The 22,403-nt window shown below is 43.6% G+C and carries 26 protein-coding genes and 1 riboswitch; of the genes, 10 read left to right on the top strand and 16 right to left on the bottom strand.

From position 1 onward, the window contains the following. Window positions 1-54: 54 nt before the first annotated feature. The 4 genes from serS (at window position 55) to F899_RS11805 (ending at window position 3,848) form a co-directional block, all read left to right on the top strand. Window positions 55-1,326, top strand: coding sequence for a serine--tRNA ligase (gene serS, locus F899_RS11820; RefSeq protein WP_005222951.1), 1,272 nt, complete (start codon window positions 55-57; stop codon window positions 1,324-1,326). A 71-nt stretch (window positions 1,327-1,397) separates the two neighbouring features. Further along, the gene (gene cysG / locus F899_RS11815; RefSeq protein WP_005222950.1) at window positions 1,398-2,771 is read left to right on the top strand and encodes a siroheme synthase CysG; all 1,374 of its coding nucleotides are present in this window, start codon (window positions 1,398-1,400) and stop codon (window positions 2,769-2,771) included. 36 nt (window positions 2,772-2,807) lie between these two features. Further along, the gene (locus tag F899_RS11810) at window positions 2,808-3,284 is read left to right on the top strand and encodes a tRNA (cytidine(34)-2'-O)-methyltransferase (RefSeq protein ID WP_005222949.1); all 477 of its coding nucleotides are present in this window, start codon (window positions 2,808-2,810) and stop codon (window positions 3,282-3,284) included. A gap of 174 nt (window positions 3,285-3,458) precedes the next feature. Continuing rightward, window positions 3,459-3,848: a hypothetical protein gene (locus F899_RS11805; RefSeq protein ID WP_051061900.1), complete on the top strand. Its 390-nt coding sequence runs from the start codon at window positions 3,459-3,461 to the stop codon at window positions 3,846-3,848. Between the two features lie 81 nt (window positions 3,849-3,929). Here F899_RS11805 and F899_RS11800 read toward each other — a convergent pair whose 3' ends face one another. The 6 genes from F899_RS11800 to rpoD all read right to left on the bottom strand — a co-directional run bounded on the left by F899_RS11800 (window position 3,930) and on the right by rpoD (window position 10,500). Further along, window positions 3,930-5,321 carry an APC family permease gene (locus F899_RS11800; RefSeq protein WP_005222946.1) on the bottom strand — a complete coding sequence of 464 codons (1,392 nt, stop codon included), beginning with the start codon at window positions 5,319-5,321 and terminating at the stop codon, window positions 3,930-3,932. Window positions 5,322-5,590: 269 nt separating this feature from the next. Beyond that, complete coding sequence (locus F899_RS11795; RefSeq protein ID WP_005222936.1) at window positions 5,591-6,775, bottom strand: iron-containing alcohol dehydrogenase; 1,185 nt, start codon at window positions 6,773-6,775, stop codon at window positions 5,591-5,593. Window position 6,776: 1 nt separating this feature from the next. Then, entirely contained in the window at window positions 6,777-7,310 is a 534-nt protein-coding gene (locus F899_RS11790; RefSeq protein ID WP_005222934.1) for a hypothetical protein, read from the bottom strand. Between the two features lie 75 nt (window positions 7,311-7,385). After that, on the bottom strand, window positions 7,386-8,045 hold the full coding sequence (gene lipB / locus F899_RS11785) for a lipoyl(octanoyl) transferase LipB (RefSeq protein ID WP_005222932.1): 660 nt from the start codon (window positions 8,043-8,045) through the stop codon (window positions 7,386-7,388). Window positions 8,046-8,212: 167 nt separating this feature from the next. Next, window positions 8,213-8,500, bottom strand: coding sequence for a YbeD family protein (locus tag F899_RS11780; protein WP_004814884.1), 288 nt, complete (start codon window positions 8,498-8,500; stop codon window positions 8,213-8,215). A gap of 113 nt (window positions 8,501-8,613) precedes the next feature. Then, window positions 8,614-10,500 carry an RNA polymerase sigma factor RpoD gene (rpoD, locus tag F899_RS11775; RefSeq protein WP_004891926.1) on the bottom strand — a complete coding sequence of 629 codons (1,887 nt, stop codon included), beginning with the start codon at window positions 10,498-10,500 and terminating at the stop codon, window positions 8,614-8,616. A gap of 397 nt (window positions 10,501-10,897) precedes the next feature. On the opposite strand from rpoD, the gene F899_RS11770 reads away from it, so the two are divergent. Together F899_RS11770 and F899_RS11765 are read left to right on the top strand one after the other, a co-directional pair. Beyond that, window positions 10,898-11,104 (top strand): PA3496 family putative envelope integrity protein, encoded by a 207-nt coding sequence (locus tag F899_RS11770; RefSeq protein ID WP_004814888.1) that lies wholly within the window; start codon window positions 10,898-10,900, stop codon window positions 11,102-11,104. A gap of 72 nt (window positions 11,105-11,176) precedes the next feature. Next, window positions 11,177-11,701 carry a YecA/YgfB family protein gene (locus tag F899_RS11765; RefSeq protein WP_004814890.1) on the top strand — a complete coding sequence of 175 codons (525 nt, stop codon included), beginning with the start codon at window positions 11,177-11,179 and terminating at the stop codon, window positions 11,699-11,701. A 77-nt stretch (window positions 11,702-11,778) separates the two neighbouring features. Here F899_RS11765 and F899_RS11760 read toward each other — a convergent pair whose 3' ends face one another. The 5 genes from F899_RS11760 to F899_RS11740 form a co-directional block, all read right to left on the bottom strand. After that, a complete protein-coding gene (locus F899_RS11760) occupies window positions 11,779-12,219 on the bottom strand; it encodes an ABZJ_00895 family protein (protein ID WP_004891928.1) in 441 nt (146 codons plus the stop codon). 185 nt (window positions 12,220-12,404) lie between these two features. Further along, complete coding sequence (locus tag F899_RS11755) at window positions 12,405-12,827, bottom strand: ABZJ_00895 family protein (protein ID WP_004891931.1); 423 nt, start codon at window positions 12,825-12,827, stop codon at window positions 12,405-12,407. A gap of 30 nt (window positions 12,828-12,857) precedes the next feature. Continuing rightward, window positions 12,858-13,475 (bottom strand): DedA family protein, encoded by a 618-nt coding sequence (locus tag F899_RS11750; protein WP_005222928.1) that lies wholly within the window; start codon window positions 13,473-13,475, stop codon window positions 12,858-12,860. An 84-nt stretch (window positions 13,476-13,559) separates the two neighbouring features. Beyond that, window positions 13,560-13,838 carry a hypothetical protein gene (locus F899_RS11745; protein ID WP_004814898.1) on the bottom strand — a complete coding sequence of 93 codons (279 nt, stop codon included), beginning with the start codon at window positions 13,836-13,838 and terminating at the stop codon, window positions 13,560-13,562. A gap of 207 nt (window positions 13,839-14,045) precedes the next feature. After that, window positions 14,046-14,978, bottom strand: coding sequence for an oxygen-dependent tRNA uridine(34) hydroxylase TrhO (locus F899_RS11740; protein WP_004814900.1), 933 nt, complete (start codon window positions 14,976-14,978; stop codon window positions 14,046-14,048). A 188-nt stretch (window positions 14,979-15,166) separates the two neighbouring features. Between F899_RS11740 and F899_RS11735 the strand changes: the two genes are divergently transcribed. Continuing rightward, window positions 15,167-15,655, top strand: a complete 489-nt coding sequence (locus F899_RS11735) for a DUF1289 domain-containing protein (protein WP_005222926.1) — start codon at window positions 15,167-15,169, stop codon at window positions 15,653-15,655. Window positions 15,656-15,699: 44 nt separating this feature from the next. After that, entirely contained in the window at window positions 15,700-16,311 is a 612-nt protein-coding gene (locus F899_RS11730; protein ID WP_005222924.1) for a LysE family translocator, read from the top strand. Window positions 16,312-16,376: 65 nt separating this feature from the next. Here F899_RS11730 and ribB read toward each other — a convergent pair whose 3' ends face one another. Further along, window positions 16,377-17,036: a 3,4-dihydroxy-2-butanone-4-phosphate synthase gene (ribB, locus tag F899_RS11725; RefSeq protein WP_004814903.1), complete on the bottom strand. Its 660-nt coding sequence runs from the start codon at window positions 17,034-17,036 to the stop codon at window positions 16,377-16,379. A 106-nt stretch (window positions 17,037-17,142) separates the two neighbouring features. Continuing rightward, window positions 17,143-17,297, bottom strand: a riboswitch (FMN riboswitch). A 170-nt stretch (window positions 17,298-17,467) separates the two neighbouring features. Here ribB and F899_RS11720 point away from each other — a divergent pair. Both F899_RS11720 and F899_RS11715 read left to right on the top strand, forming a co-directional pair. Then, on the top strand, window positions 17,468-19,273 hold the full coding sequence (locus tag F899_RS11720) for a DUF2157 domain-containing protein (protein ID WP_005222921.1): 1,806 nt from the start codon (window positions 17,468-17,470) through the stop codon (window positions 19,271-19,273). Next, window positions 19,270-19,854: a GDYXXLXY domain-containing protein gene (locus F899_RS11715; protein WP_005222918.1), complete on the top strand. Its 585-nt coding sequence runs from the start codon at window positions 19,270-19,272 to the stop codon at window positions 19,852-19,854. Before F899_RS11720 ends, F899_RS11715 begins: the two co-directional genes overlap by 4 nt. 71 nt (window positions 19,855-19,925) lie before the next feature. Here the strand turns inward: F899_RS11715 and panD are convergent, their stop codons facing one another. The 4 genes from panD to F899_RS11695 form a co-directional block, all read right to left on the bottom strand. Continuing rightward, window positions 19,926-20,306 (bottom strand): aspartate 1-decarboxylase, encoded by a 381-nt coding sequence (panD, locus tag F899_RS11710; RefSeq protein WP_004280606.1) that lies wholly within the window; start codon window positions 20,304-20,306, stop codon window positions 19,926-19,928. 145 nt (window positions 20,307-20,451) lie between these two features. After that, window positions 20,452-21,033 (bottom strand): aminoacyl-tRNA hydrolase, encoded by a 582-nt coding sequence (gene pth / locus F899_RS11705; protein WP_004814907.1) that lies wholly within the window; start codon window positions 21,031-21,033, stop codon window positions 20,452-20,454. 19 nt (window positions 21,034-21,052) lie between these two features. Further along, window positions 21,053-21,349 (bottom strand): 50S ribosomal protein L25, encoded by a 297-nt coding sequence (gene rplY / locus F899_RS11700; protein ID WP_005222917.1) that lies wholly within the window; start codon window positions 21,347-21,349, stop codon window positions 21,053-21,055. A 99-nt stretch (window positions 21,350-21,448) separates the two neighbouring features. Then, the gene (locus F899_RS11695) at window positions 21,449-22,402 is read right to left on the bottom strand and encodes a ribose-phosphate pyrophosphokinase (RefSeq protein ID WP_004891961.1); all 954 of its coding nucleotides are present in this window, start codon (window positions 22,400-22,402) and stop codon (window positions 21,449-21,451) included. Window position 22,403 lies beyond the last annotated feature (1 nt).

Genomic DNA, 22,403 nt, shown 5'->3' with positions numbered 1-22,403 from the left:
TTGCCGTTAAGAGCTTACACTATAGCCAGTTTTTTTCTTATCTAAAGATTGGCTATGATCGACCCGAAATTACTCAGAAATAATATTGAGGCTGTAAATTTAGCCTTGGCAAAACGTGGTGTTCAACTGAATGTCGAAGAGTGGGCATCACTTGAAGCTCGCCGTAAAGAAATTCAGTCCAAAACTGAATCGCTACAAGCTGAGCGTAATGCGGGTGCGAAACAAGTTGGCCAAATCAAAAAAGCCGGTGGCGATGCGTCTGAAATCATGGCACGCATGTCTGCAATTGGCGATGAAATTAAAGCAGCAGAAGCAGCACTGGCTGAATTACAAGCTGAGCTGGAAGAAAAATCCCTGTCTATTCCAAACTTGCCAGATGAATCTGTTCCTGAAGGTAAAGATGAGTCTGACAACGTGGAAATCCTGAAATGGGGTACACCACGCGAATTTGATTTTGAAATCAAAGACCATACTGACCTGGGTGAAATGATGGGCGGTCTGGAGTTTGAAACAGCAACTAAATTGACTGGTTCACGTTTCAGCGTTCTTAAAGGTCCTTTGGCGCGTCTACAACGTGCGTTGACTCAATTCATGCTGGATACGCACACTACCAAAAATGGTTATACCGAAGCTTATGTACCGTATTTAGTAAATGCTGATTCGCTACGTGGCACAGGTCAGTTACCCAAATTCGAAGAAGACCTGTTCAAGCTGCAAGGCGAAAAAGAATTCTATTTGATCCCAACAGCTGAAGTGCCAGTAACCAACTTCGTGCGTGATGAAATCATTGATGCCGATCGCCTGCCATTGAAATACGCTGCACATACACCATGTTTTCGTAGTGAAGCAGGTTCTTATGGTCGTGATACCCGTGGCCTGATCCGTCAGCACCAGTTTGACAAAGTTGAAATGGTTCAGATCGTAAAACCTGAAGATTCTATGCAGGCGCTGGAAGATTTAACTGGTCATGCTGAAGGTATTCTGCAAGCTTTAGGCCTTCCATACCGTAAGATCATTCTGTGTGGCGGTGACATGGGCTTTGGTTCAACCAAGACTTATGACTTGGAAGTTTGGGTACCAAGCCAAAATACCTATCGTGAAATTTCTTCATGTTCAAACATGGGTGATTTCCAGGCACGCCGTATGAAAGCGCGTTACCGTGCCGACCAGAAGAAAACTGAATTCGTACATACCTTGAATGGTTCAGGTTTAGCAGTAGGTCGTACCTTACTTGCTGTGATGGAAAACTACCAACGTGCAGATGGTTCAATTGAGATCCCTAAAGTATTGCGTCCGTACATGGGTGGTGCAACTTACATCGACTAAATATCGGTGTATGCACCAAAATGTGCATGAAAATTGCTTAGACAGTCAGATCTAAATATTTGAGGCTTTTCGTGGATATTTTCCCAATCTCGTTAAAGTTGCAGCAGCAACCCTGTCTGATTGTCGGTGGTGGACATATTGCGTACCGAAAAGCGGTATTGCTACAGAAAGCAGGCGCAGTTATCTCGGTAATTGCACCTGAAATTGAAGCAGCTCTGCTTGAGATTGTTCAAGCAACTGCTGGCCAATATGTTCAGGCACCTTTCAATCCTGAAATTCCATTACGCTCTTATCGTCTGGTGATTGCAGCGACTGATGATGCTGAAGTCAACCGTCAGGTCTTTAATGCCTGTGAAGCTGAAAATGTTCTGGTGAACAGTGTAGATGATCCACCGCATTGCCGCTTTATGGTTCCGGCGATTATTGACCGTTCACCGCTGGTGATTTCGGTGGCATCAAATGGCACGTCACCAGTGTTATCCCGTCAGATTCGTACCCAGCTAGAAACCACCATTCCATATGGTATGGGTAAACTGGCTGAATTCTCAGGTAAGTGGCGTAGCGCGGTAAAAGCCAAGATTGCTAATCCAGATGAACGCCGTATTTTCTGGGAAGAGCTTTATGCTAGTCCTTTGAAAGAACAGGTCTTTAATGACAATCTGGCTGAAGCTGACCACCTGATTGAACAGGCGCTACTGGAATGGCAAAAGCCAAAAGGTGAGGTTTATCTCGTTGGCGCAGGTCCCGGTGATCCAGAACTCTTGACCTTAAAAGCATTGCGTTTAATGCAACAAGCCGATGTGGTGATTTATGATCGTCTGGTCTCTGCACCAATCATGGACTTGTGCCGGCGTGATGCAGAGAAGATCTACGTCGGTAAAGCACGATCTAATCATGCAGTGCCACAAGAAGGGATCAATGCCTTATTGGTAAAATATGCCAGTGAAGGTAAGCGTGTCTGTCGTCTGAAAGGTGGTGATCCGTTTATCTTTGGCCGTGGTGGTGAAGAGATTGAAGAACTGTTCGCTGCGGGTGTGGCTTTCCAGGTGGTGCCAGGTATTACCGCGGCTTCTGGCTGTTCAGCCTATGCCGGTATTCCACTGACTCATCGTGATTATGCGCAAAGTGTACGTTTCCTGACAGGTCACTTAAAAGAAGGTTCACCCGAGCTGCCTTGGAGTGAACTGGTCTATGAAAACCAGACTTTAGTGCTGTATATGGGTTTGGTTGGGCTGGAAAAGATCTGTACGCAACTGATCGCGCATGGCCAGCGCCCGGATATGCCGGTGGCCTTAGTGTCTAAAGGCACTACGCCTGAGCAAAAAGTAGTCATTGGAACGCTCCAAGATATTGCATCTAAAGTCTCTGAGCACCATATTCAAGCACCAACTTTGACCATTATTGGTGAAGTGGTGCGTTTACGTGAAAAACTTAAGTGGTCGTAAACGACCACTTAACTCCCCCAAAAGTAGAGAAAAGCTGTGATCCATGTTGTTTTATATGAGCCTGAAATTCCTGCCAATACAGGTAATATTATTCGCCTATGCGCAAATACGGGAGCACAGTTGCATTTGGTCAAGCCGCTGGGCTTTGAACTGGATGACAAGAAGCTAAAACGTGCCGGTCTGGATTACCATGAATATGCCAATATGCAAATCTGGGAAAATATTGAAGAATGTCTGGCAGATTTAGCTTCTCAAGGCATTGGTACAGATGCGGTCTATCCATTGACAACTAAAGGTTTTGAAACCCCACATACTTCAGACTTGAATCGTCCTGTGGCTTTGTTGATGGGGCCGGAAACACGCGGCCTGCCAGAAAATGTGCGTATGATGTTCCCGAAAGAACACTGGATCCGTCTGCCAATGGCTGAGAATTCACGTAGTCTGAACCTGTCCAATGCGACAGCAGTGATTGTGTACGAAGCCTGGCGTCAGCAGGGTTTTAAAACGCTTTAATTAGTTTCTTTTTTTAAGAAAAGCTGCCAATTGGTGGCTTTTTTTGATTTGTGTAACAAGTCTTGTGCAGTGGTTGGTCATTGGGCTTATCTTAGGTATAAATAGTTGAGAACACAAAAAAAGGAAAAGAACTTGAATAAGGGGTGGATCACAGCAAGTTGTGTGGTTTTATTAATGTTTAGTGGAGCAAGCCAAGCACAGCCAGAACCACAACAGCCTGCAGAAGAAGTAAAACCGCTCACTCAGGAGGAAATCAGGCAGGGTATGGCAAAGATGCAGCAGCAACTGAATGAGCGTATTGAAGCTTGGGGTAAAACCCTTAGTAAAGATGATTTTGAATGGAGTTGGCGCGGAAGGATTCTGAATCAATCAAAACGTCAGGAAGTCTGTAATATCTTCCAGGGTGTCGTAAATGAAACCTATCATCTAGCTGAACAGAACAAGGCGCGTTTGAGCCTTGAAAGTCAGGAGGTTTTAAAAAATCGTAATCTATTTATCGAACGGCTTGGTTATAAAGACAATATTGTTGATACCCGCATGGGCTTTAACTGTCGTCTAAAATGATTTTGAACTGAACTAAAAAATAAACAAATCAGAACTAAAAAAGGCGCACTAAGCGCCTTTTTTATTTGAATAAGAAGGATATTATTTATCATCAAATTCATTGTGCTGAGGAGCAGGGTGCTTGAAGCCTTTGGTCTTATAACCCAGGTACAAGATACCGCCAAATGCCCAGATCAGACCGTATTTAAGCGAAGCTTCGTCGACTTCTAGCCATAATGCAAACACTGAAATGAAGCCAAGTAAGGGAACGACGACAAAATTCATGATCTCTTTGGCACTCTTCGTGCGGCCATCACGCAGTGCATAACGTGAAATCACCGACAAGTTGACGAAACTGAATGCAGTTAACGCACCAAAGCTGATCAGTGACACGACAAAGTCAAGATCCATGAAACCAGCAGTTAAAGCAACTGCACCAGCGATCAGGATGTTGTATGACGGTGTGTAGTTTTTCGGACTGATGTGACCAAAGATTTTTTTGTTAATTACGCCATCACGACCCATTACGTACATCAGACGAGACACACCCGCATGCGCTGAAATACCAGAAGCCATAACTGTCACAATCGCAAAGTAAAGTACCACTGTCTTAAATGCCACACCACCTACTGCTTGTAAAATATCAGGCTGTGTTGCAGCGATATCTTCAAAGTAGGTTTTTGGATCATTCGGGAAGAAGATCTGCATGAAGTAAGTACTGATGATGAAAATGATACCCGCTATTAATGCAGTCAAGAAAATCGCTTTAGGCAAAGTTTTTTCAGTATCTTTGGTTTCTTCAGCCAGTGAACTTAAAGAGTCAAAACCTGTAAAAGAAAAGCACAGTAAGGTTGCACCGGTAATCAAGGCAGCAACAGAGGTGAACTCATTCCAGAATGGCTCTAAACTCCATAATTGATACTTTGCATCGACTAATGTGCCGTCTGCATTTACACCACCTTCCAGAAGTTGATAAACCATCCAGGTGAAGTATGCAATGACGCCCAACTGTACAAATACAATCATACTGTTGAAGTTGGCAACAAATTTTGCACCGCGGAGGTTAATCGCAGTCATGAACGCTGTTAAACCAATGACCCAGACCCAATGATTCATATCTGGGAAAAGTGCTTCCAGATAAATCACAGCCAAGATGATATTGACCATCGGTGATAACAGGTAATCTAGTAATGATGACCAACCCACCATGAAACCAACATTTGGGTGGATGGATTTTTGGGCATAGGTATAGGCCGAACCCGAAGATGGGTAGCGACGAATCATATGACCATAGCTCAAAGAGGTTAACAAAATTGCAATCAGTGCAAAAATGTAAGAGGTAGGAACGTGAAAGTTACTTTCTTCAGATACCAGACCAAAAGTATCAAACAAGGTCATGGGTTGAATATAAGCTAAACCGATAATAATGATGTGCCAGAGTCCCAGCGTTTTTTGCAGTTTAGCTGCCGATTGAGTCCCAGAGAAATTTGTCAACGGCGTTATCCTCTTAATCGTTGATCAAGGATCAGTCATATTGAATAAGGATCGTTTGAGACGAACGATCCCCCCTACAAATTAAGCAAAAGCGCGCCAATCTACTCTAGAATGAACATTTTTGCTAGCAATTTTTTTGAGATTACTACAGCATGAAATATGCCAAAATTATCATGATTGATGATGAAATTTTCATGCAAGATAAAAGCCTGATGCTTAAAAAAACACCAGGCTCTAAATTTTCGCTATATTCGCTTATTTTTCAGGAATTACCAAGCTTTTTTTAAGATGGTTTTCAAATCTTCCAGCGTGGCTTCTTTCGGGTTATAAATGATGGAACCATCATTTAATGCTTTCTCGGCAACTTCATCCAGTTGTGCCTCAGAAACCTTGCCTGTTTCACTTAATGTACGTGGTAATTTAGTCAGGCTATAAATACGGTCACGCATCGCCTGAATGGTTGCAATCGCTTTATTGGCACGCAGATGCCCCGGGGTCTGTGCATAGATATCCGGGCCAGCCAGTGGCAGAAGCAGCTCTGCAATCTTGCCACCATTCACTTCCTTGTTGTATTCCAGGACATAAGGCAGGAACAGGTTCATACATAGTCCATGCGGCAAGTGAGCCACCGCACCGAGCGCATGACCGAGTGAATGCACCAGACCAACCATCGAGTTCGAGAAAGCGATCCCAGCCATGGTAGAAGCTTGTGCCAGTTCCAGACGACCTTGAGCATCAGACGGATTATCCAGCACCTTAAACAGATTCTCACTGACTTTCTTCACTGCTGCAGTGGCATAAGCATCTGAAATCGGATTAGCTGCCATACAGGTATAGGCTTCAACCGCATGGGTCATCGCGTCCATTGCAGTCATTGCCGTTAAATGCGGTGGCAAAGTCTGGGTCATACGTGGATCAAGAATTGCAGCATGCGGCATCAGATAATAAGATGCGAACGGCATTTTCAGGTTCTTTTCAGTATCCGATACCACTGCAACCATGGTTACTTCAGAGCCTGTTCCAGACGTGGTTGGAATCACGAAAAATGGTTTTAAGGGCTTTGGCAGGTTATGTGCGCCAGAATATTTAAGCAAGTCATCACCACCTTCAGAGACCAGAATGTTGGTCGCTTTTGAGGTATCGATAACTGAACCGCCACCGATGGCAATAATCGCATCGCAGTTATTGTCACGATATAGTTGTGCAGCACGACGTACTGTACCTAAGCTCGAATCGGGTGGGACATCATCAAAAATCGCTGCAATCTCTGCATCCGTCGATTCAAAAGCAGCTTCAATCGGCACAAGCAGGTTATTGGCACGTACGCCTTTATCGGTAATGATGAGTGGACGTTTGGCACCTAAAGTCGAGAGTTCAAACGGAATATGTTCGAGCGCAGCATGACCGGCAATCACCTTGACTGGACAGAAAAATTCATAATAAGGCTTGGTCATGTTAGGCACTCCGTTTCAAATAAGATTGAGCAATTTTTAAATAGATGCTGCTTGCTTCAGTTAATTTTTCTTTCAGGCTGAGATTACTTGGATATTCTTTGACAGCCAGTTGTGCCACCATTTTCGGCAAAATCAAGGCTTCCATTTTATTCAGACAACGCACCAGACGAATAGCATAAGAGATATCACCATCGGCAATCATGCGGTCATGGGCAAAGGCCTGTGAGGTACTTTCCTGAAATGAAAAGACCAAAAAGGCATGATGCAGATGCTTAAAAGTGATCGTAAGGTCAGGTGCAGTGTCCATAGATTTCACGAGTTCAAGTTGCTTCTCTTCAGTAACCCGGGCAATAAATGCCGGGCCGTGGGGGAAGACTTTCATGGAAAGACTGAAATTCGCCGGAAACTGGGCAACTTCCTTTTTGATTTCTTCATCGACCTGGCTTGCCATGACTAAGCCTCTGCCAATCACATCCATCATGAGTTTGACATAGGCCTGTTGCAAAGCAGGTTTAACGGATTTAGTTGCAATCACGTGATGATCCCTACCTGGAATATTATTGGTTTAGAGTAATTACTCTAATTTATTTATTGTTGAAATGCAAAGGCTTTATCTTTGCTCGACGCTAACGTCCTTAAAGTAACCGCTGCTGGTTAAAGTTTCAATAATTTCGACACACAAGTCAGCAAATTTTGGCGGGTTGTTGACCAAGTCGTTAATGCGGACCATTTCCAGTCCTGCATAGCCACATGGATTGATGGTATGGAAACCTGTCAGGTCACAGTCAATATTCAAGGAAAGACCATGATAGCTGCGACCTTTACGGATTTTAAAGCCGAGGGAACCAATCTTCCGTTCATTGACATAGACACCGGGTGCATCCGGTTTGGCATAGGCTTCAATATCATGCTTCTTGAGTAGCTCAATCATCAGGTTTTCGGCATAAGACACCAACGTACGGACATTCCAGCCAAGACGGTTCAGGTCAAACATAAAATACGCCACCAGCTGGCCCGGACCATGCCAGGTCACTTGACCGCCACGATCGGTCTGAATTACCGGAATATTGGATGACATCAGAATATGTTCCGGCTTACCCGCTTGCCCTTGAGTCAGGACATCATGGTGCTGCAAAATCCACAACTCATCCGGGGTGTTTTCATCACGGTTTTCAGTCAGGGCTTTCATTTCCAGAAAGCGGTCTTCATAGGGAGTCAGGTCATTATATTGACGAATAATCAGGCAGGGTTTTTGAACCGCATCAGTCACAGTGTGCGTCCTTGGAAAGATTAAAAAATACTGCCAATAATTATAATGATTTCAGCGGCAGATAGGGGAGTGATTGCTCGTCATTGTCTACAGTAAATTCATAAGCATAAAAAAAACACGCCCATAAGCGTGTTTTTTTATGTACCTGGCATGAAGCAAAATCAGGTTTAAAGCGCAGTTTTGATCAGCGGACAAGCGGCTAAGTCGGCATAGACCGCATGAACTTGTTCCAGTTCTAGAAAACGGAGCTGTGCAGTGATCGAATGATATTTACCTGTACGTGAAGGCGTAACGGTCATTTTACTGCCATCAAATTCAGGAAAATGCTTTACAAAGATCTCATTTACGGCCTGATGCAACTCAATACCAGCAAGGCCAATCAGTTTGATCGGATAGTCCATCGGGAACACCCAGAGATGTTCCTGTAATTCGCGAGAAGGTGTACGGTCTAACATGGTAGTCCCCTTATTTGAAACGCCTGCAATCATGCAGGCGTTTGGGTCTGTCTTGGCTAGTTAAAATGGAGACCCTGAAACAAATTTCAAGTCTCCAGAACAAGCATCAAATCTTAATCATTCTCAAGGAATGAACGCAGGTGTTCAGAACGGGAAGGATGACGCAGCTTACGTAAGGCTTTCGCTTCAATCTGACGGATACGTTCACGGGTTACGTCGAACTGCTTACCTACTTCTTCCAAGGTATGGTCAGTTGGCATGTCGATACCAAAACGCATTTTCAGGACTTTCGCTTCACGTTCAGTCAGGTTTTCCAGTACTTCACGCGTCGCTTCTTTCAGGCCTTCTGACGTTGCCGCATCCACAGGAGAGGTGATGTTGCTGTCTTCAATGAAGTCACCCAAATGCGAATCTTCATCATCACCGATCGGTGTTTCCATCGAAATCGGTTCTTTGGCGATTTTAAGTACTTTACGAACCTTCACTTCATCCATTTCCAGACGTTCGCCCAGTTCTTCCGGAGTCGGTTCACGGCCCATTTCCTGAAGCAATTGACGAGATACACGGTTGATCTTGTTAATGGTTTCGATCATGTGTACTGGAATACGGATAGTACGTGCCTGATCCGCGATTGAACGGGTAATCGCCTGACGAATCCACCAGGTTGCATAAGTCGAGAACTTGTAACCACGACGGTATTCAAACTTGTCTACGGCTTTCATCAGACCAATGTTACCTTCCTGAATCAGATCCAGGAACTGCAAGCCACGGTTGGTATATTTCTTCGCAATCGAAATGACCAGACGTAAGTTCGCTTCAACCATTTCTTTCTTGGCACGGCGCGCTTTCGCTTCACCCACCGCCATACGTTTGGCGATGTCTTTGATGTCACGAACTTTCAGATCAAGTTCTTTTTCAATGTCTGCAATCTTTTGCTGGAATGCCAGCACGTCAGGGCGTACTTTTTCCAGATAAGCTTTTTGATCGGCAGGCGCTTTCGCAATTTGCTCATCTAACCAGGCTGGATTAGATTCCTGACCTGGGAAAGAAGTACGGAACTGGGTACGATCCATACGGCCACGACGGACTGCATAACGCATTACTTCACGTTCTGCACTACGGATCTGGTCGTGGGTACCACGAATCATTTCAGAAATGATATCGAACAGGCGCGGTGTGAACTTGAACATCATGAACACAGTAGCTAAAGCTTGCAGTGCCTCTTCTGCTTCTTTGCTGTTGCGGCCATGCTTTTCAATGACAGCCTTGGTATTTTTCCATGCATCTGAAAGTTCAGCAAAGCGAACTTTAGCGATTTCTGGATCTGGACCTGAGTCACCTTCAGAATCGTCATCACTGTCAGACTCTTCTTCATCTTCCTCATCATCCAGTTTTACATCTTTGGTTGACTTGGTAGTTGCTTCTTCATCTTCTTCGATGTCAGCGACTTCTTCCAGCACTTCTGGAATATCATCATCAGTTTCAGGGTCTAAATAACCTGAAAGCAGGTCGGCCAGGCGGCGTTCGCCAGCTTCATAATCTTTGTATTCTTGTAGTACAACTTCTACGGCATTTGGCCAGTAAGCAATGGAGTGAAGAACGTCACGGATCCCTTCTTCAATACGTTTTGCAATGCTGATTTCGCCTTCACGCGTTAAAAGTTCAACAGTACCCATTTCACGCATATACATACGTACTGGGTCAGTTGTACGACCTGGCTCATTTTCTACAGATGCAAGTACTGCTGCAGCTTCTTCTTCTGCAACTTCATCGGCAGCTTCTGCAGTATCCTCAAACATCGCATCATCAGATTCAGGCGCGCGATCATGTACCGGAATGCCGACGTCATTCAACATCTGAATGATATCTTCAATCTGTTCACTTTCTGTGATGGAGTCCGGGAGATGATCGTTAACCTCAGCGAAGGTTAAATAACCTTGTTCTTTGCCTCGGCTAATCAGAGCCGCTACTTGCGAAGTAGGGGAAGTCATATCGCTCATCTTTGCTTACTCTTCGTTGAATCTGTGACAGTAAAAAATCGTACAGCTCTGCACGATTTAAGCTCGTTAAATTTATTGAATAGCCTACATATTTCATCAGAGTATTCAGCATTAAGGCTGTCTGACAAAATATTTAAAATGAAATTCAGTAATTTAAGATGGGGATGAATTTGTTATTTTCAAGTCCAGCCCCGGCGTATCTGTATCTGACCAAAAATATATAGTCAAAAAATATAAGGACGCAGGGTGGATTATATCATGCCATACAATTTACTTGGAAAAAAAGCCCTAATTACAATTTTAAGGTACTAAAATTTAAATAAAACTTGACAAGTATTTTTAGGCAAGATAAATAGCGCCTAGGACCCTTTACATTTTTCACAATGAGGTAGTTTTAGTGTCTTCTACAGATTTTGAACTAGATGATAACTACGGTGATGATGATGTTAGCTTCGATGAGGCTTCCAGTAAGCTCAGCGCAAAAGAGTCGTTGGAAAAACGTCGTCTGATTGATGACCTGTTGACTCAACGCCGCCTCGAGCGCGAACTCAAAGATTTTGACTACGACTTCGACGATGACGATGACTTCGACGACGAAGATTAAGCAATTCGGATTTAGCATGGCCTGAATAAATGCTATGCTAGGCCTTTCGGAATTTCTAAGTTTGGATATTAGATGAGTGCTTTAGATTTAGACCTGTTGAGTGACTATCTGGATGGCGACCAAAATGAGTATGGTCTGGATTTCGCGGCAACTCACGGTTTCCTGTGTGCAATTGCAGTAGGTCCGCAGTTTGACAGATGGCTGGATGAGCTTTTTGATAACAATCAGAAAAAAGTTCCAGCAGCAATCATCGAACAGGTTAAAGTATGGCTGGAGTCTATCCGTCAAAGCTTGGCCAATGAAGAAGGCATCACTTTCCCGTTTGAAATCGAGGAAGCAGATACCGAATCAAGTCTTGGTGACTGGAGTGTGGGCTTTGTTGATGCCATGTTCCTGAACGAAGAAGCATGGTTTGCAGAAGAATTTGAAGAACAACTGGTGGATTTAACCCTGCCAATCATGGTCTTCAGTGGGATTGATGAAGAAGACCCACAAATGGAAACTTTCCGTCGTAACGGCCAGTTAATGGACGAGCTTGCGGAAGAAATTCCAGAAAACCTGAATGAATTGTACCTGATGTATCATACACCAGATTAATTCTCCCAAATCAAAAAAGCACCTTCGGGTGCTTTTTTCATATCTGCTTTTTATATCTGTGATTTTAAGCTAAGCAACTATTTTTTAGCCTGTTTTTTGGCTTCCAAACCTTTAAGTGCGCTTTTACTCATCCAGCCGAAACATAAGGCAAGGACAACATATTGAATCGCCAAGCCTAGCAGCAATACGCTTATCCAGATGCCAAAAGATAAAGATTCCAGCATGCCGAGGATAATTTCCCGTTGTTCTGCAATACCCAATATTGATAAGGATAAGATCAAGCCAATGAGTACGCTAATGCCCAGACAACCCCAAATTAACTGTTTTTTCTCTATAGCACTTGGTAGACGCTGTTGATCCTGAACAAATTTGATCGCTGCCGCTGCCCCTGCACCGAATAATGCCGGGATGGCAGTGCTGCTGCCAGGCAAATCGATAAACATATTTAAACCAGCGACAATCAGAATCGCGACCAGATAAACTATAGTGAAATAGCCAAAATATTTTTTAATCATCATTTTTATCTCGAATATTGTGTTTTTATTGTTGTTGCTTGTGTGGTTGAAAATGGGAAAAGCTATACCAACAAGTTTGTTTATTTTAATAATTTGCTCGAATATTCAGCAAGATAAATTAAAAGAATACGACGAATGTCACGTGAAGCATAGAAGGATCACGTGACATGATTTGAACTAGATTGAAATTAAGCGTGTTTCTTTGGCTGTTTAGCCAAGCTATAGCGGGTATAGCCATGATAGGCGACATGAAACAGGGCGGCATGCAAGGCAATCAAGGCAACGACAATAAATGAATTTGGGCCTCGGCCTGTATAATTCATTCGGCGCAGAATTTCCTCGGTATAAGGGTGCAGCCAGATCATCACCAAGATAAAAATAAAGCCAAGGCTCATGGCAATAATGGTAGAGCCCCAGACCAAGGTATTTTTTTCCTTGGCGTCAGGTACACGCAGTTCCTTATGCACAAAATGCCGGGCACTCAAGAATGCTGCTGCAATTAATGCAGGAATGAAGATAATGGCACCCAAGTTTAACCAATACACAATCATGCCGACCAAAACCAGCAAGGCAAGATAAACGGCTGCAAAATATTTAAGATAATGCGACATCGTTCTGGCCTCCTTAACAGGACTTACTATTCAGGATGGACGATTTTTGCGTTGATGTCTACGGTACAGAACCCAGCCGATAATAATCGCTACAATTGCAATAATGATATAACTGACCTTGCTAAAAATCTGATGCATCAAGTTCTGATTTTCGCCGAAATAAAATCCAATACAGGCCAGAAAAGTCGTCCAGATGATTGTTCCCAAGCTGCTATAAAACATGAATTTCCAGAAGGGCATACGACTCATTCCAGCAGGAATACTGATCAGGGAGCGCACTGCGGGAATCATACGTCCAACAAAAACAATGCGATGACCATACTGCTCGAACCATGCTAAAGATTTTTTTACATCATCAGATTTAATAAACAGATATTTACCATAGCGGTCGACAAATCTGAAAATCGATTCATGACTGAATTTATAACCAATCCAGTAAAGTAAGGCAGCAGCCAGCAGGGAGCCGAGGCAACCCGCAATGATCACGCCGACCAGTACTAATTGACCTTGGGACGCGGAATAGCCCGCAGATGGCATAATGATTTCAGAGGGAATAGGCGGGAAGACATTGTCGAGGAACATGAGCAGGGCAATACCCCAATAGCCCAGCTGTTCCATAATAGAAATAATCCAGTCAGTTAGATTCATAAGCAGCAGTTAATTGAAAATACTGCTTTTATCCTACGGAGTATTCCAGAATGGGTAAAGTAGATAAATTGTAGATCGCACAAATCAGCTATGCGTGAGGGTATAGATATAAACTCGACGCAGCAGATAGGCACTGAATACTGGCAATATACTTAATAGCAAAAATTGCACGATGCCAGTGTTGATGTGATAGCCAATAAATAGCGCTAAGATCGCACCAATAACAGTTCCTAGCACAACAATAAAAAGATGTGATTCATGTTCCAGCTGGTCCATGACTTCAACAGTCCGCTGTACTTTTACTTGATCCTTGCGTTGAAACTGAACAATATTATCTTCATATTTTGCGTAGGATTTTGCCATTTTGTGTTCCTTTTCATATAAAAAATATATTTAGTAATTAAACACTTAGGTGGAAAATGATTACTGTATATAGATTATCAAGACTTTTTCTTTTTAAAGGGGAATCTTGGTAAAAGCGTGTTGAGATTTTTATTTAGATTGTGAAGTTTGTGTAAAAAAAAAAGCCCTCAAATGAGGGCTTGTATACATCTAGTTACATTCTACACATTATAAACGTTTACGTTTTGCAGCGAGGATTTGTGACTGGCGCATACGGAAGCCTTCTTTTTGCTTCTCAGTTGTTTTGTCAATACAGTACACACAAGATACACCGTGTTCATAGCTTGGTAAGGCTGCTTCCTCGGGAGTGAGTGGCCAGCCACATGCATGACATTTAGTATTTTGACCTTCTTCCATACCGTGAGTCACGGCAGTACGGCCATCAAATACGAAACATTCACCTTCCCATAGACTCTCTTCTGGTGGGGTTTCTTCCAGATATTTCAAAATACCACCTTTCAGGTGATAAACCTCAGTAAAGCCTTCTTGAAGAAGTAAAGAGGTTGATTTTTCACAGCGGATCCCGCCTGTACAGAACATGGCAATTTTCTTGTCTTTGTGCTGTTCCAGATTCTGTTTTACGTATTCCGGGAATTCGCGGAAAGTTTCAGTTTTCGGGTCAATCGCACCCTTAAATGTACCGGCCTTGTATTCGTAGTCATTACGGGTATCGACCAGAATCACGTCATCACGCGCAATCAGCTCGTTCCATTCTTTAGGATCAAGGTAATGACCGACAAGATCACGTGGCTTAACAGGTACCCCTAACGTCACGATTTCTTTCTTCAGTTTGATCTTCATTTTACGGAATGGCTTGTCAGAGCTATGAGACTCCTTGTATTCCATTTCGTTGAAGCCTTCGTTTAGAAGGAACTGATGTACTTTGTCGATGGCTTCACGGTTACCTGCAACGGTACCGTTAATGCCTTCGCCTGCCACAATTAGAGTACCGCAAAGGTCGATGGTTTTTACCAGGTCAAGGAGGCGTTGCTGAAGACCTGCGGGGTCTTGAACTTCCTTAAATTGATAAAGTGCGGCAACAACCCAACCAGTCGTCGCTTGCTGTTCTACAGGTGCAAGCTGTTCTACAGTAGCGTTCATGGAATACTCCAACGTAGCATGATATTTGAAAGGCGCACATTTTAACGTGATTTGCATGATTATGCGAGTAAAACCCATAGCATTTATAGGGACTTCAATTCATGCAGGAGAGCGTGTATAGTCTTGCCCGACCCGGTATTATTACAGACCTGCCTGTGCTGAAATGATCAGCAATGTTGGAGTAAGTTTTGAGTTCAGATCGTCGTATTGCATCTTTAACCCCATGTGCAGGGCGTTGCTCGACCGTATTTGGTGATGCGGTATGTCGCGGTTGTCGCCGTTTTAATCATGAAGTGATTCAGTGGAATACCTATACGGCTGAACAGCATAACGCAGTATGGCAACGTCTGGATGCTCAACTTGATCAGATTCTAGTCCCGATGCTGCCTCTGGCAGATATGGCCCATGTCGAGAAATTTGTATTGTCCAAGCGGGTGCGGTTGCGTGATGATGCCAGTAAAGGGCGTAAGCTCTATCATGCATTAAAATTGTGTGAAAAAAACCGGCATTTGACTGATGAGAGTGGCCTAGGCATTCATTACAAACAGGTACGTCCGATTTGGGATGAATTTGAACGTCGAGTATTGGCATTGGCAAAAGCCAGTTATGATCTGGCATTCTTGCGTGCTGATGGGATGAGTCAGCATCTGATCCAGATGGAAGAAGAGGACGAGTAGGTCCTCTTTTTTTATACTGACTATATTAGACAAGGAGGAATGGGGTGAATATTACCGAATATCTGCTGTATTGTCTGGCCGTAGTAATCATGATCGCGACACCCGGGCCAGTAATGTTACTGGTCGCTAGTGCCGGGCTCAAAGGCGGCTATAAGCATGCCTTGCAGACTATTTTCGGGACTAACTTTGCCTCACTGGTTCTGATTGGTTTATCCATTCTCAGTCTAAAAGGTCTTCTGGTTGTTAACGAAAATTGGCTGAATGGCATTAAGCTACTTGGCTGTTTGTATATTGCCTGGCTGGGAATTCAGATTTTCAGGGAAGTCTGGCAAGGGCAGGGATCAACTGGACCACAAAGCCTGCAGCCTGTACAGGGCGGCTTTCGTACCGGTTTTCTGGTAGGTATTTCTAATCCCAAGGATATTATTTTCTTTGCCGCCTTTTTTCCGCAATTTATAGGCATTAGCCCAAACCTCGATTTAAGCTTGGTGATTCTGACAATCAGCTGGATTGTTCTGGATTTCCTCACCCTGTCACTGGTGTATCTGGGGTTTCAGCGATTATCTCGGTCTCAGCTTTATCCGCATTTACTGGGGCTATGCGGCTTGATCTTGTTAATGGTTGCACTGTATGGAATTTATTCCATCTTCAGTTAATTCAATCAATATACATGACACAAAAAATCCCGAACCAAATGCCGGGATTTTCTTTTTAAATAGACTTATATATTGTGTTGCTGGCGATACTTTACCAGTTCGTCAATAGTAATTACGATTAGTTGATGCGTCTGTGCATATGACAGAACCTGAATACCAGAAGCCATGCTGCCATCCGGATTAGTCAGTTCACACAACACGCCGGCAGGTTTTAAACCAGCCAGACGCGCAAGGTCAATAGTACCTTCAGTATGACCACGCCGGGTTAAGACACCACCTTCACGGGCGCGTAATGGGAATACATGACCAGGACGATTCAGATCACTGGCAACTGCCCCGTCTTTAATCGCTGTTTTAATTGTAGTCGTGCGGTCTTTGGCAGAAACACCGGTTGTTACACCCTCTGCTGCTTCGATACTTACAGTAAAGGCAGTTTTAAACTGACTAGAGTTATCTTGTACCATTGGTGGCAACTCTAAATGATTTGCCAGCTCATCAGTCAGACATAAGCAAACGATGCCTGAACCATCACGAATCATACGCGCCATGGTTTCTACAGTTAAAGTTTCAGCTGCCACAATCAGATCGGCTTCATTTTCACGGTCAAAATCATCCATGACCAGGACAGGTTTGCCTTGGCGGAGATCTTCGAGTGCCTGAAGGATACGTTGTTCAGCAGGGGCTAAAGCAGAAAAGAAAATTTCGGGTTGAATCAAACTTGACATTGAAATGCTCACCTAAACTAAAAATATGATTGAACATTTCAGGACTGAGTGAAAATAGGCTTATAGCAAAAACAGGTGTATGCACGGCATACAGCCTTGGTGCTGCTTTCGTCTTCTTTCATCCGGACTATACCGTCGGCTCTGGATTTGCACCAGATCTGCAGATCAATCGAAATTGACCGCTCGTGGGCTGATTCAAGCCTGATTATAACAAGCTGAAATTACCACCGGTGGGGAATCACACCCCGCCCTGAAGCGATGTAGGATCATTATAGTCCTGATTTTAAAAAAATGGGATGGTTGAAATGGAAAGTAATTTGCAGAATTTTAGATAAACAAAACAGATAATCTGAATTACCCAAGTTTTTAGCAAAATACTGGAAACATGCTATGGTGTGAGGAAGATTAGAAATCCTTCAATCATTCTAACAATGCATAAAACTGAGCTGATTCGAAATAATCAATTTTCGCCCTTGCTGTTCTGCAATGTAGAAGTACTACGTTATTTAAAAATCTTGGGCTTGGCACTCATCACGGTCAGTTTGCTGTATTTAATGGCAGCGAACTGGTGGATGCTACCGGATCCGGTTCAGCTGGCAATCCCGATGCTGATTTTATTCTGTAGTGCAGCAGCAAGTATTTACTTCGACCAGCAGGAATGGGTGAGACAGAGTCTGGATACGGTATCTGGTCTCATGCTGGGTTTAAGTCTGGCAGTGATTGGGCAGATTTATCAAACTGGCGCAGATAGTTATCTGTTATTTCTGCTCTGGTCAGCCTTGCTCCTACCATGGCTCTATCGCTTCAATATTGGCATTTTTGTCATGCTTTGCGTAGTGAGCCAGCTGATGTTGTATCTGTATTTTAAACAGAGCTTCTGGATGGGAAGAGCAGAAGGGTTGTATTTGCTTGGTCTAAATTTGCTGACAGCACTTAGCTTTGCGTATGCCATGCGCTATTACTCGCTGCTACGTTTTCTGTTTATCACATTTGTGATCGTGATTTCGATCAGCAGCATGATGCAGTTTACCCATCACTTTAAGCTGATCTATTTAGCTTCTTCAGTTGTTTTACCGACAGGTGCCGCATTTTATTTTTATAGGAAACATCAGGCGCTAGAAGCCATTCTTCTCATTGCAGGTTTGGCTGCCAGTGTGAGCTTATGGGTATTTGAACTGGTTGAAAATCAACTGACCAATTCAGCTGCTGGGCTATTTATGCTGGCTGTGCTGATTTTTGGCTGGTTTGCCTTAATCAGTTTTGCTTTAAATAGAATTTTTCCACAAACCAAATTCTCCGTGATTCCTCTGGCACTCGGTGCCTGGATTTCCGGGATTATTCTTGCAGTCCTGTTACTGACTTACTGGGAAGCATTTTCAATCTTAATGGGGATCATCTTTATAGGCATCGCCTGGAAACTGCAGGGTCAGCAGCTTTCAGTTTTTATGCGCCAGTTTGCCTATTGCTTATGGATCTGTGGTCAGGCAGCAGTTTTAATTCATACAGAACTGCTCACCGACAGTATGGTTGTAGTCTTGCTGCTGCAATTATTAATACTGGGGCTTACTATCATCAAACGGATGCACTGGTCTATTTTGACCCTGCAGCTGCTGATTACCCATGCATTAGCAATCGTGGTTCTGATCTTAGAAAATTCTTTTAAACATGATGATATCGTGATCAGTATCATACCCAGCTTGAACTATGTCATTTTCATCGGACTATTCCTAACAGCTCATTATTGGCAATCTTCGCATTATCAGAAAAGTATCTTTCTCTGGATGATTGCCATGCTGACAGGTTCAGCGGTGGTTCAGGCGGTAACCGGATTAGAGCACTGGCAGAGCATCGGACAGATCAGCTTTGACCAAATTCTGCTGTTTTATATTCTTCCGAGCTTATTGTTGTTCAGTTTTATTTGGCAAAACTGGCAACAATTTTCTGAAAAATGGCTGTGGTTAATTCCGGTTCTGGGTTTATTACTGATCCTGTTGGGCTATTTTGAAATTTTTATCATTATGCTGCTCATGGCTTGGGCTGTAGTCTATCAGCAACGAATGATTCAAGCCCTATCGATTTTATTGCTGATCTTTTGGTTATGGATGCTGTATTACAATCTGGGGCTGAGTTTCCTGGTAAAGAGCCTCACGATTTTCATCTCAGGTCTCATGGTTTGGTGCATGGTCTATGGCTTAAAGCAGGTAAGGATTAGATCTGGTCAGGAGGAAACTGCATGAAAAAGTTTCTTCCTCTGATTCTGGCCGGATTCAGTATTCTGATCTTTGTGGGGCTGATCCTCAAACATGAACATCATTTAGCGAACAGCCAGTCCATCTTTGTTGAGCTTGCTCCGGTCGATCCGCGCTCAATCTTGCAAGGCGATTATATGGCACTGAATTATGAGCTGCATTTCGAGGGTGATGCTGAAGCTGACCGTGGAGAAGAGGGTGGTTTAGCGGATAAGAAAATTGCAGCCTTAGAAAAGCGTATTCAGGATCAGACACATCTTTTAAGCTATGTGCAGCTAGATGATCAGCATCGTGTGATTCAAACCAGCTTGGATGAAAATCTTTTAAAAACTCATCAGGGAACTTCCGCGCGTTTGCTTCTAAAAAATCCTTCCAATCGATTAGCCAATTTATATCCGGCAGCGAGTAGCTTTCTGTTTGCAGAAGGATTGGAGCCGTGCTATCGCAACGCAAAATATGCCGAGATTAAAGTTAAAGATAATGGACAGGCTTTATTGGCGAATCTGGTGGATCAGAATCTGCGAGCTTTAAATTGCGAAAGCCAAAAAGACTGGGTACAAGGCGGTTAATTAAGATCTATTTTTAGAAGTATTTTTCAATAAAAAAGCCCGCATATTGCGGGCTTTTTAAAATCTTGGACTTAAGCTACTTGCACAGGAATACAGTTCGCTGTGTGGCTGACTGTATTGTTTGGGTTAGCATAAACTAAGCGAGGCTGATGGGCATTCGCTTCAGCTTCAGTGAAATCGCCAAAGGTTGCAATAATCACGATATCGCCTACATCGGCTTGATGCGCAGCGCCACCATTGACTGAAATGATGCCTGAATTGTCTTCGCCACGAATTGCATAAGTTGCAAAACGTTTACCATTGGTCACGTTCCACACATGAATTTCTTCGTATTCACGAATGCCAGCCAAATCCATCAAAACGCCATCAATTGCACATGAACCTTCATAGTGTAGTTCTGCATGTGTAACGTGAGCACGGTGAATTTTGCATTTTAATAAACGAGATAGCATGGCTAGCGTCCCCTGAGTTGACCTAAGAGTTTGATCATTTGGTTAAATCAATCTTGCTTGCTGTATGGTGAACAATCGAGCAAACGCATTTTGCTCTGAAATGCGTAAGATGGCAAGAAAGATTATTCAACAATTTATAGAATGATCAGTTTGGTTTATAGGCATTGATTTGGTTCATGGCCTGTTGTACTTCACCATTGACCAGCATCTTGATGCGATTCATGGCATGTGCAATCGCGTCATCCATTAAAGTCTGCTCACTGCTCGGTGCCTTACTCAGTACATGACCGGACACGCGTTCCTTAGAACCTGGGTGACCAATACCGATACGTAAGCGATGGAAGTTCGGACCGATGTGCGGCACGATATCGCGCAAACCATTGTGACCACCATGACCACCGCCAGTTTTCAGGCGAATGATTCCTGGATTCATATCCAGCTCATCATGTGCGATCAGGATTGACTCAGGAGCGATATTATAGAATTTGGCAAAGGGAACAACACTTTTACCAGAAAGATTCATGAATGTTGTTGGAAGAAGTAGACGAACGTCTTGGCCTTCGATATTACCACGACCGCTAAATCCATTGAATTTTGGGTCTTTTTTGAGGGAAATGCCATATTGTTCGGCAAGGCGTTCTACGAACCAGAAGCCTGCATTATGGCGGGTCTGGGCATACTCAGAACCTGGGTTGCCCAAACCTACAATCAGTGAAATATTTGACACTAATTTACACCATCAACACTTATGCGCGTTTGAAGTCAGCGTGCATAGGTGTGTTTTTAGCTGGGTGACGTTGAAGCGCTTGGATTTTAACGCTTTCAGTTTTGCCGTCGATGTTGATTTCAACAACTTCTTCAAAGAAAGCATTGCTTTCTAAAGCTTTAACAAGCTCACGAAGTTCAAGAGTAACAGCTACAGGAGCAGCTTCGCCACCGTAGATGATCGCTGGAACTTTAGCAGCATGACGAAGGCGGCGGCTCGAACCTTTCCCTTGTTGTGCTTCTTCACGTGCTGCTGCGTTTAATACGAAGTTTGCCATGATAGACATCCTATTTAAGTTTAAATGAACCAGACTTGCGACCAGTCCGGTGATAGAAAGCCCCGCCAAATGGCAGGGCTTTGGAAATTCAGCGCTATATTATAGATAAGAATCGAACATTGCGCTAATAGATTCTTCGTTGTTAATACGACGAATTGTTTCAGCAACCATGCTTGCTACTGAAACCTGGCGAATCTTACCAAGAGATAAAGCTTCTTCTGAAAGCGGAATGGTATCAGTTACAACCAGTTCGTCGATTACAGAATTTTTAAGATTCTCAATCGCTTTACCAGACAGTACCGGGTGAGTTGCGTAAGCCACAACTTTACGAGCACCGAAAGTTTTCAATGCATCAGCTGCTTTGCAAAGCGTACCCGCTGTATCCACCATGTCATCAACAATGACACAGTCACGATCTTTTACATCACCAATCAAATGCATCACTTGTGATTCATTCGCTTTTTGACGACGCTTATCGATGATTGCCAGGTCGATATCACCCATCTGTTTCGCAACAGCACGAGCACGTACTACACCACCCACGTCAGGAGAAACAACCATCAGGTTATGATGCTGTTGTTGACGTAAGTCAGCAAGCAATGCTGGAGTACCGTAGATGTTGTCTACAGGGATATCGAAGAAGCCTTGGATTTGGTCAGCATGAAGGTCGATCATCACTACACGGTCAATACCCACAGTCGTCAGCATGTCTGCAACAACTTTCGCGGTAATTGGTACACGGGTAGAACGAGGACGACGGTCTTGACGGGCATAACCGAAGTAAGGAATAACGGCGGTAATACGACCAGCACTTGCACGACGCAGCGCGTCAGCCATCACGAGGACTTCCATTAGGTTGTCGTTCGTTGGGGCACAAGTAGGTTGTACGATAAATACGTCTTTACCACGTACATTCTCAGTGATTTCTACAGCAATTTCACCATCAGAAAAGGTAGAAACAGATGCAGCACCTAGAGGAATGTGTAAATGGCTTACGACTTTTTGAGCGAATTGTGGATGCGCGGTTCCACTAAAAACGACAAGATTGGGCATG

Source organism: Acinetobacter sp. CIP 101934, from assembly GCF_000369585.1.
In the GTDB taxonomy this organism is placed as follows: domain Bacteria; phylum Pseudomonadota; class Gammaproteobacteria; order Pseudomonadales; family Moraxellaceae; genus Acinetobacter; species Acinetobacter schindleri.
This window is presented reverse-complemented; position numbering and strand designations above follow the sequence as displayed.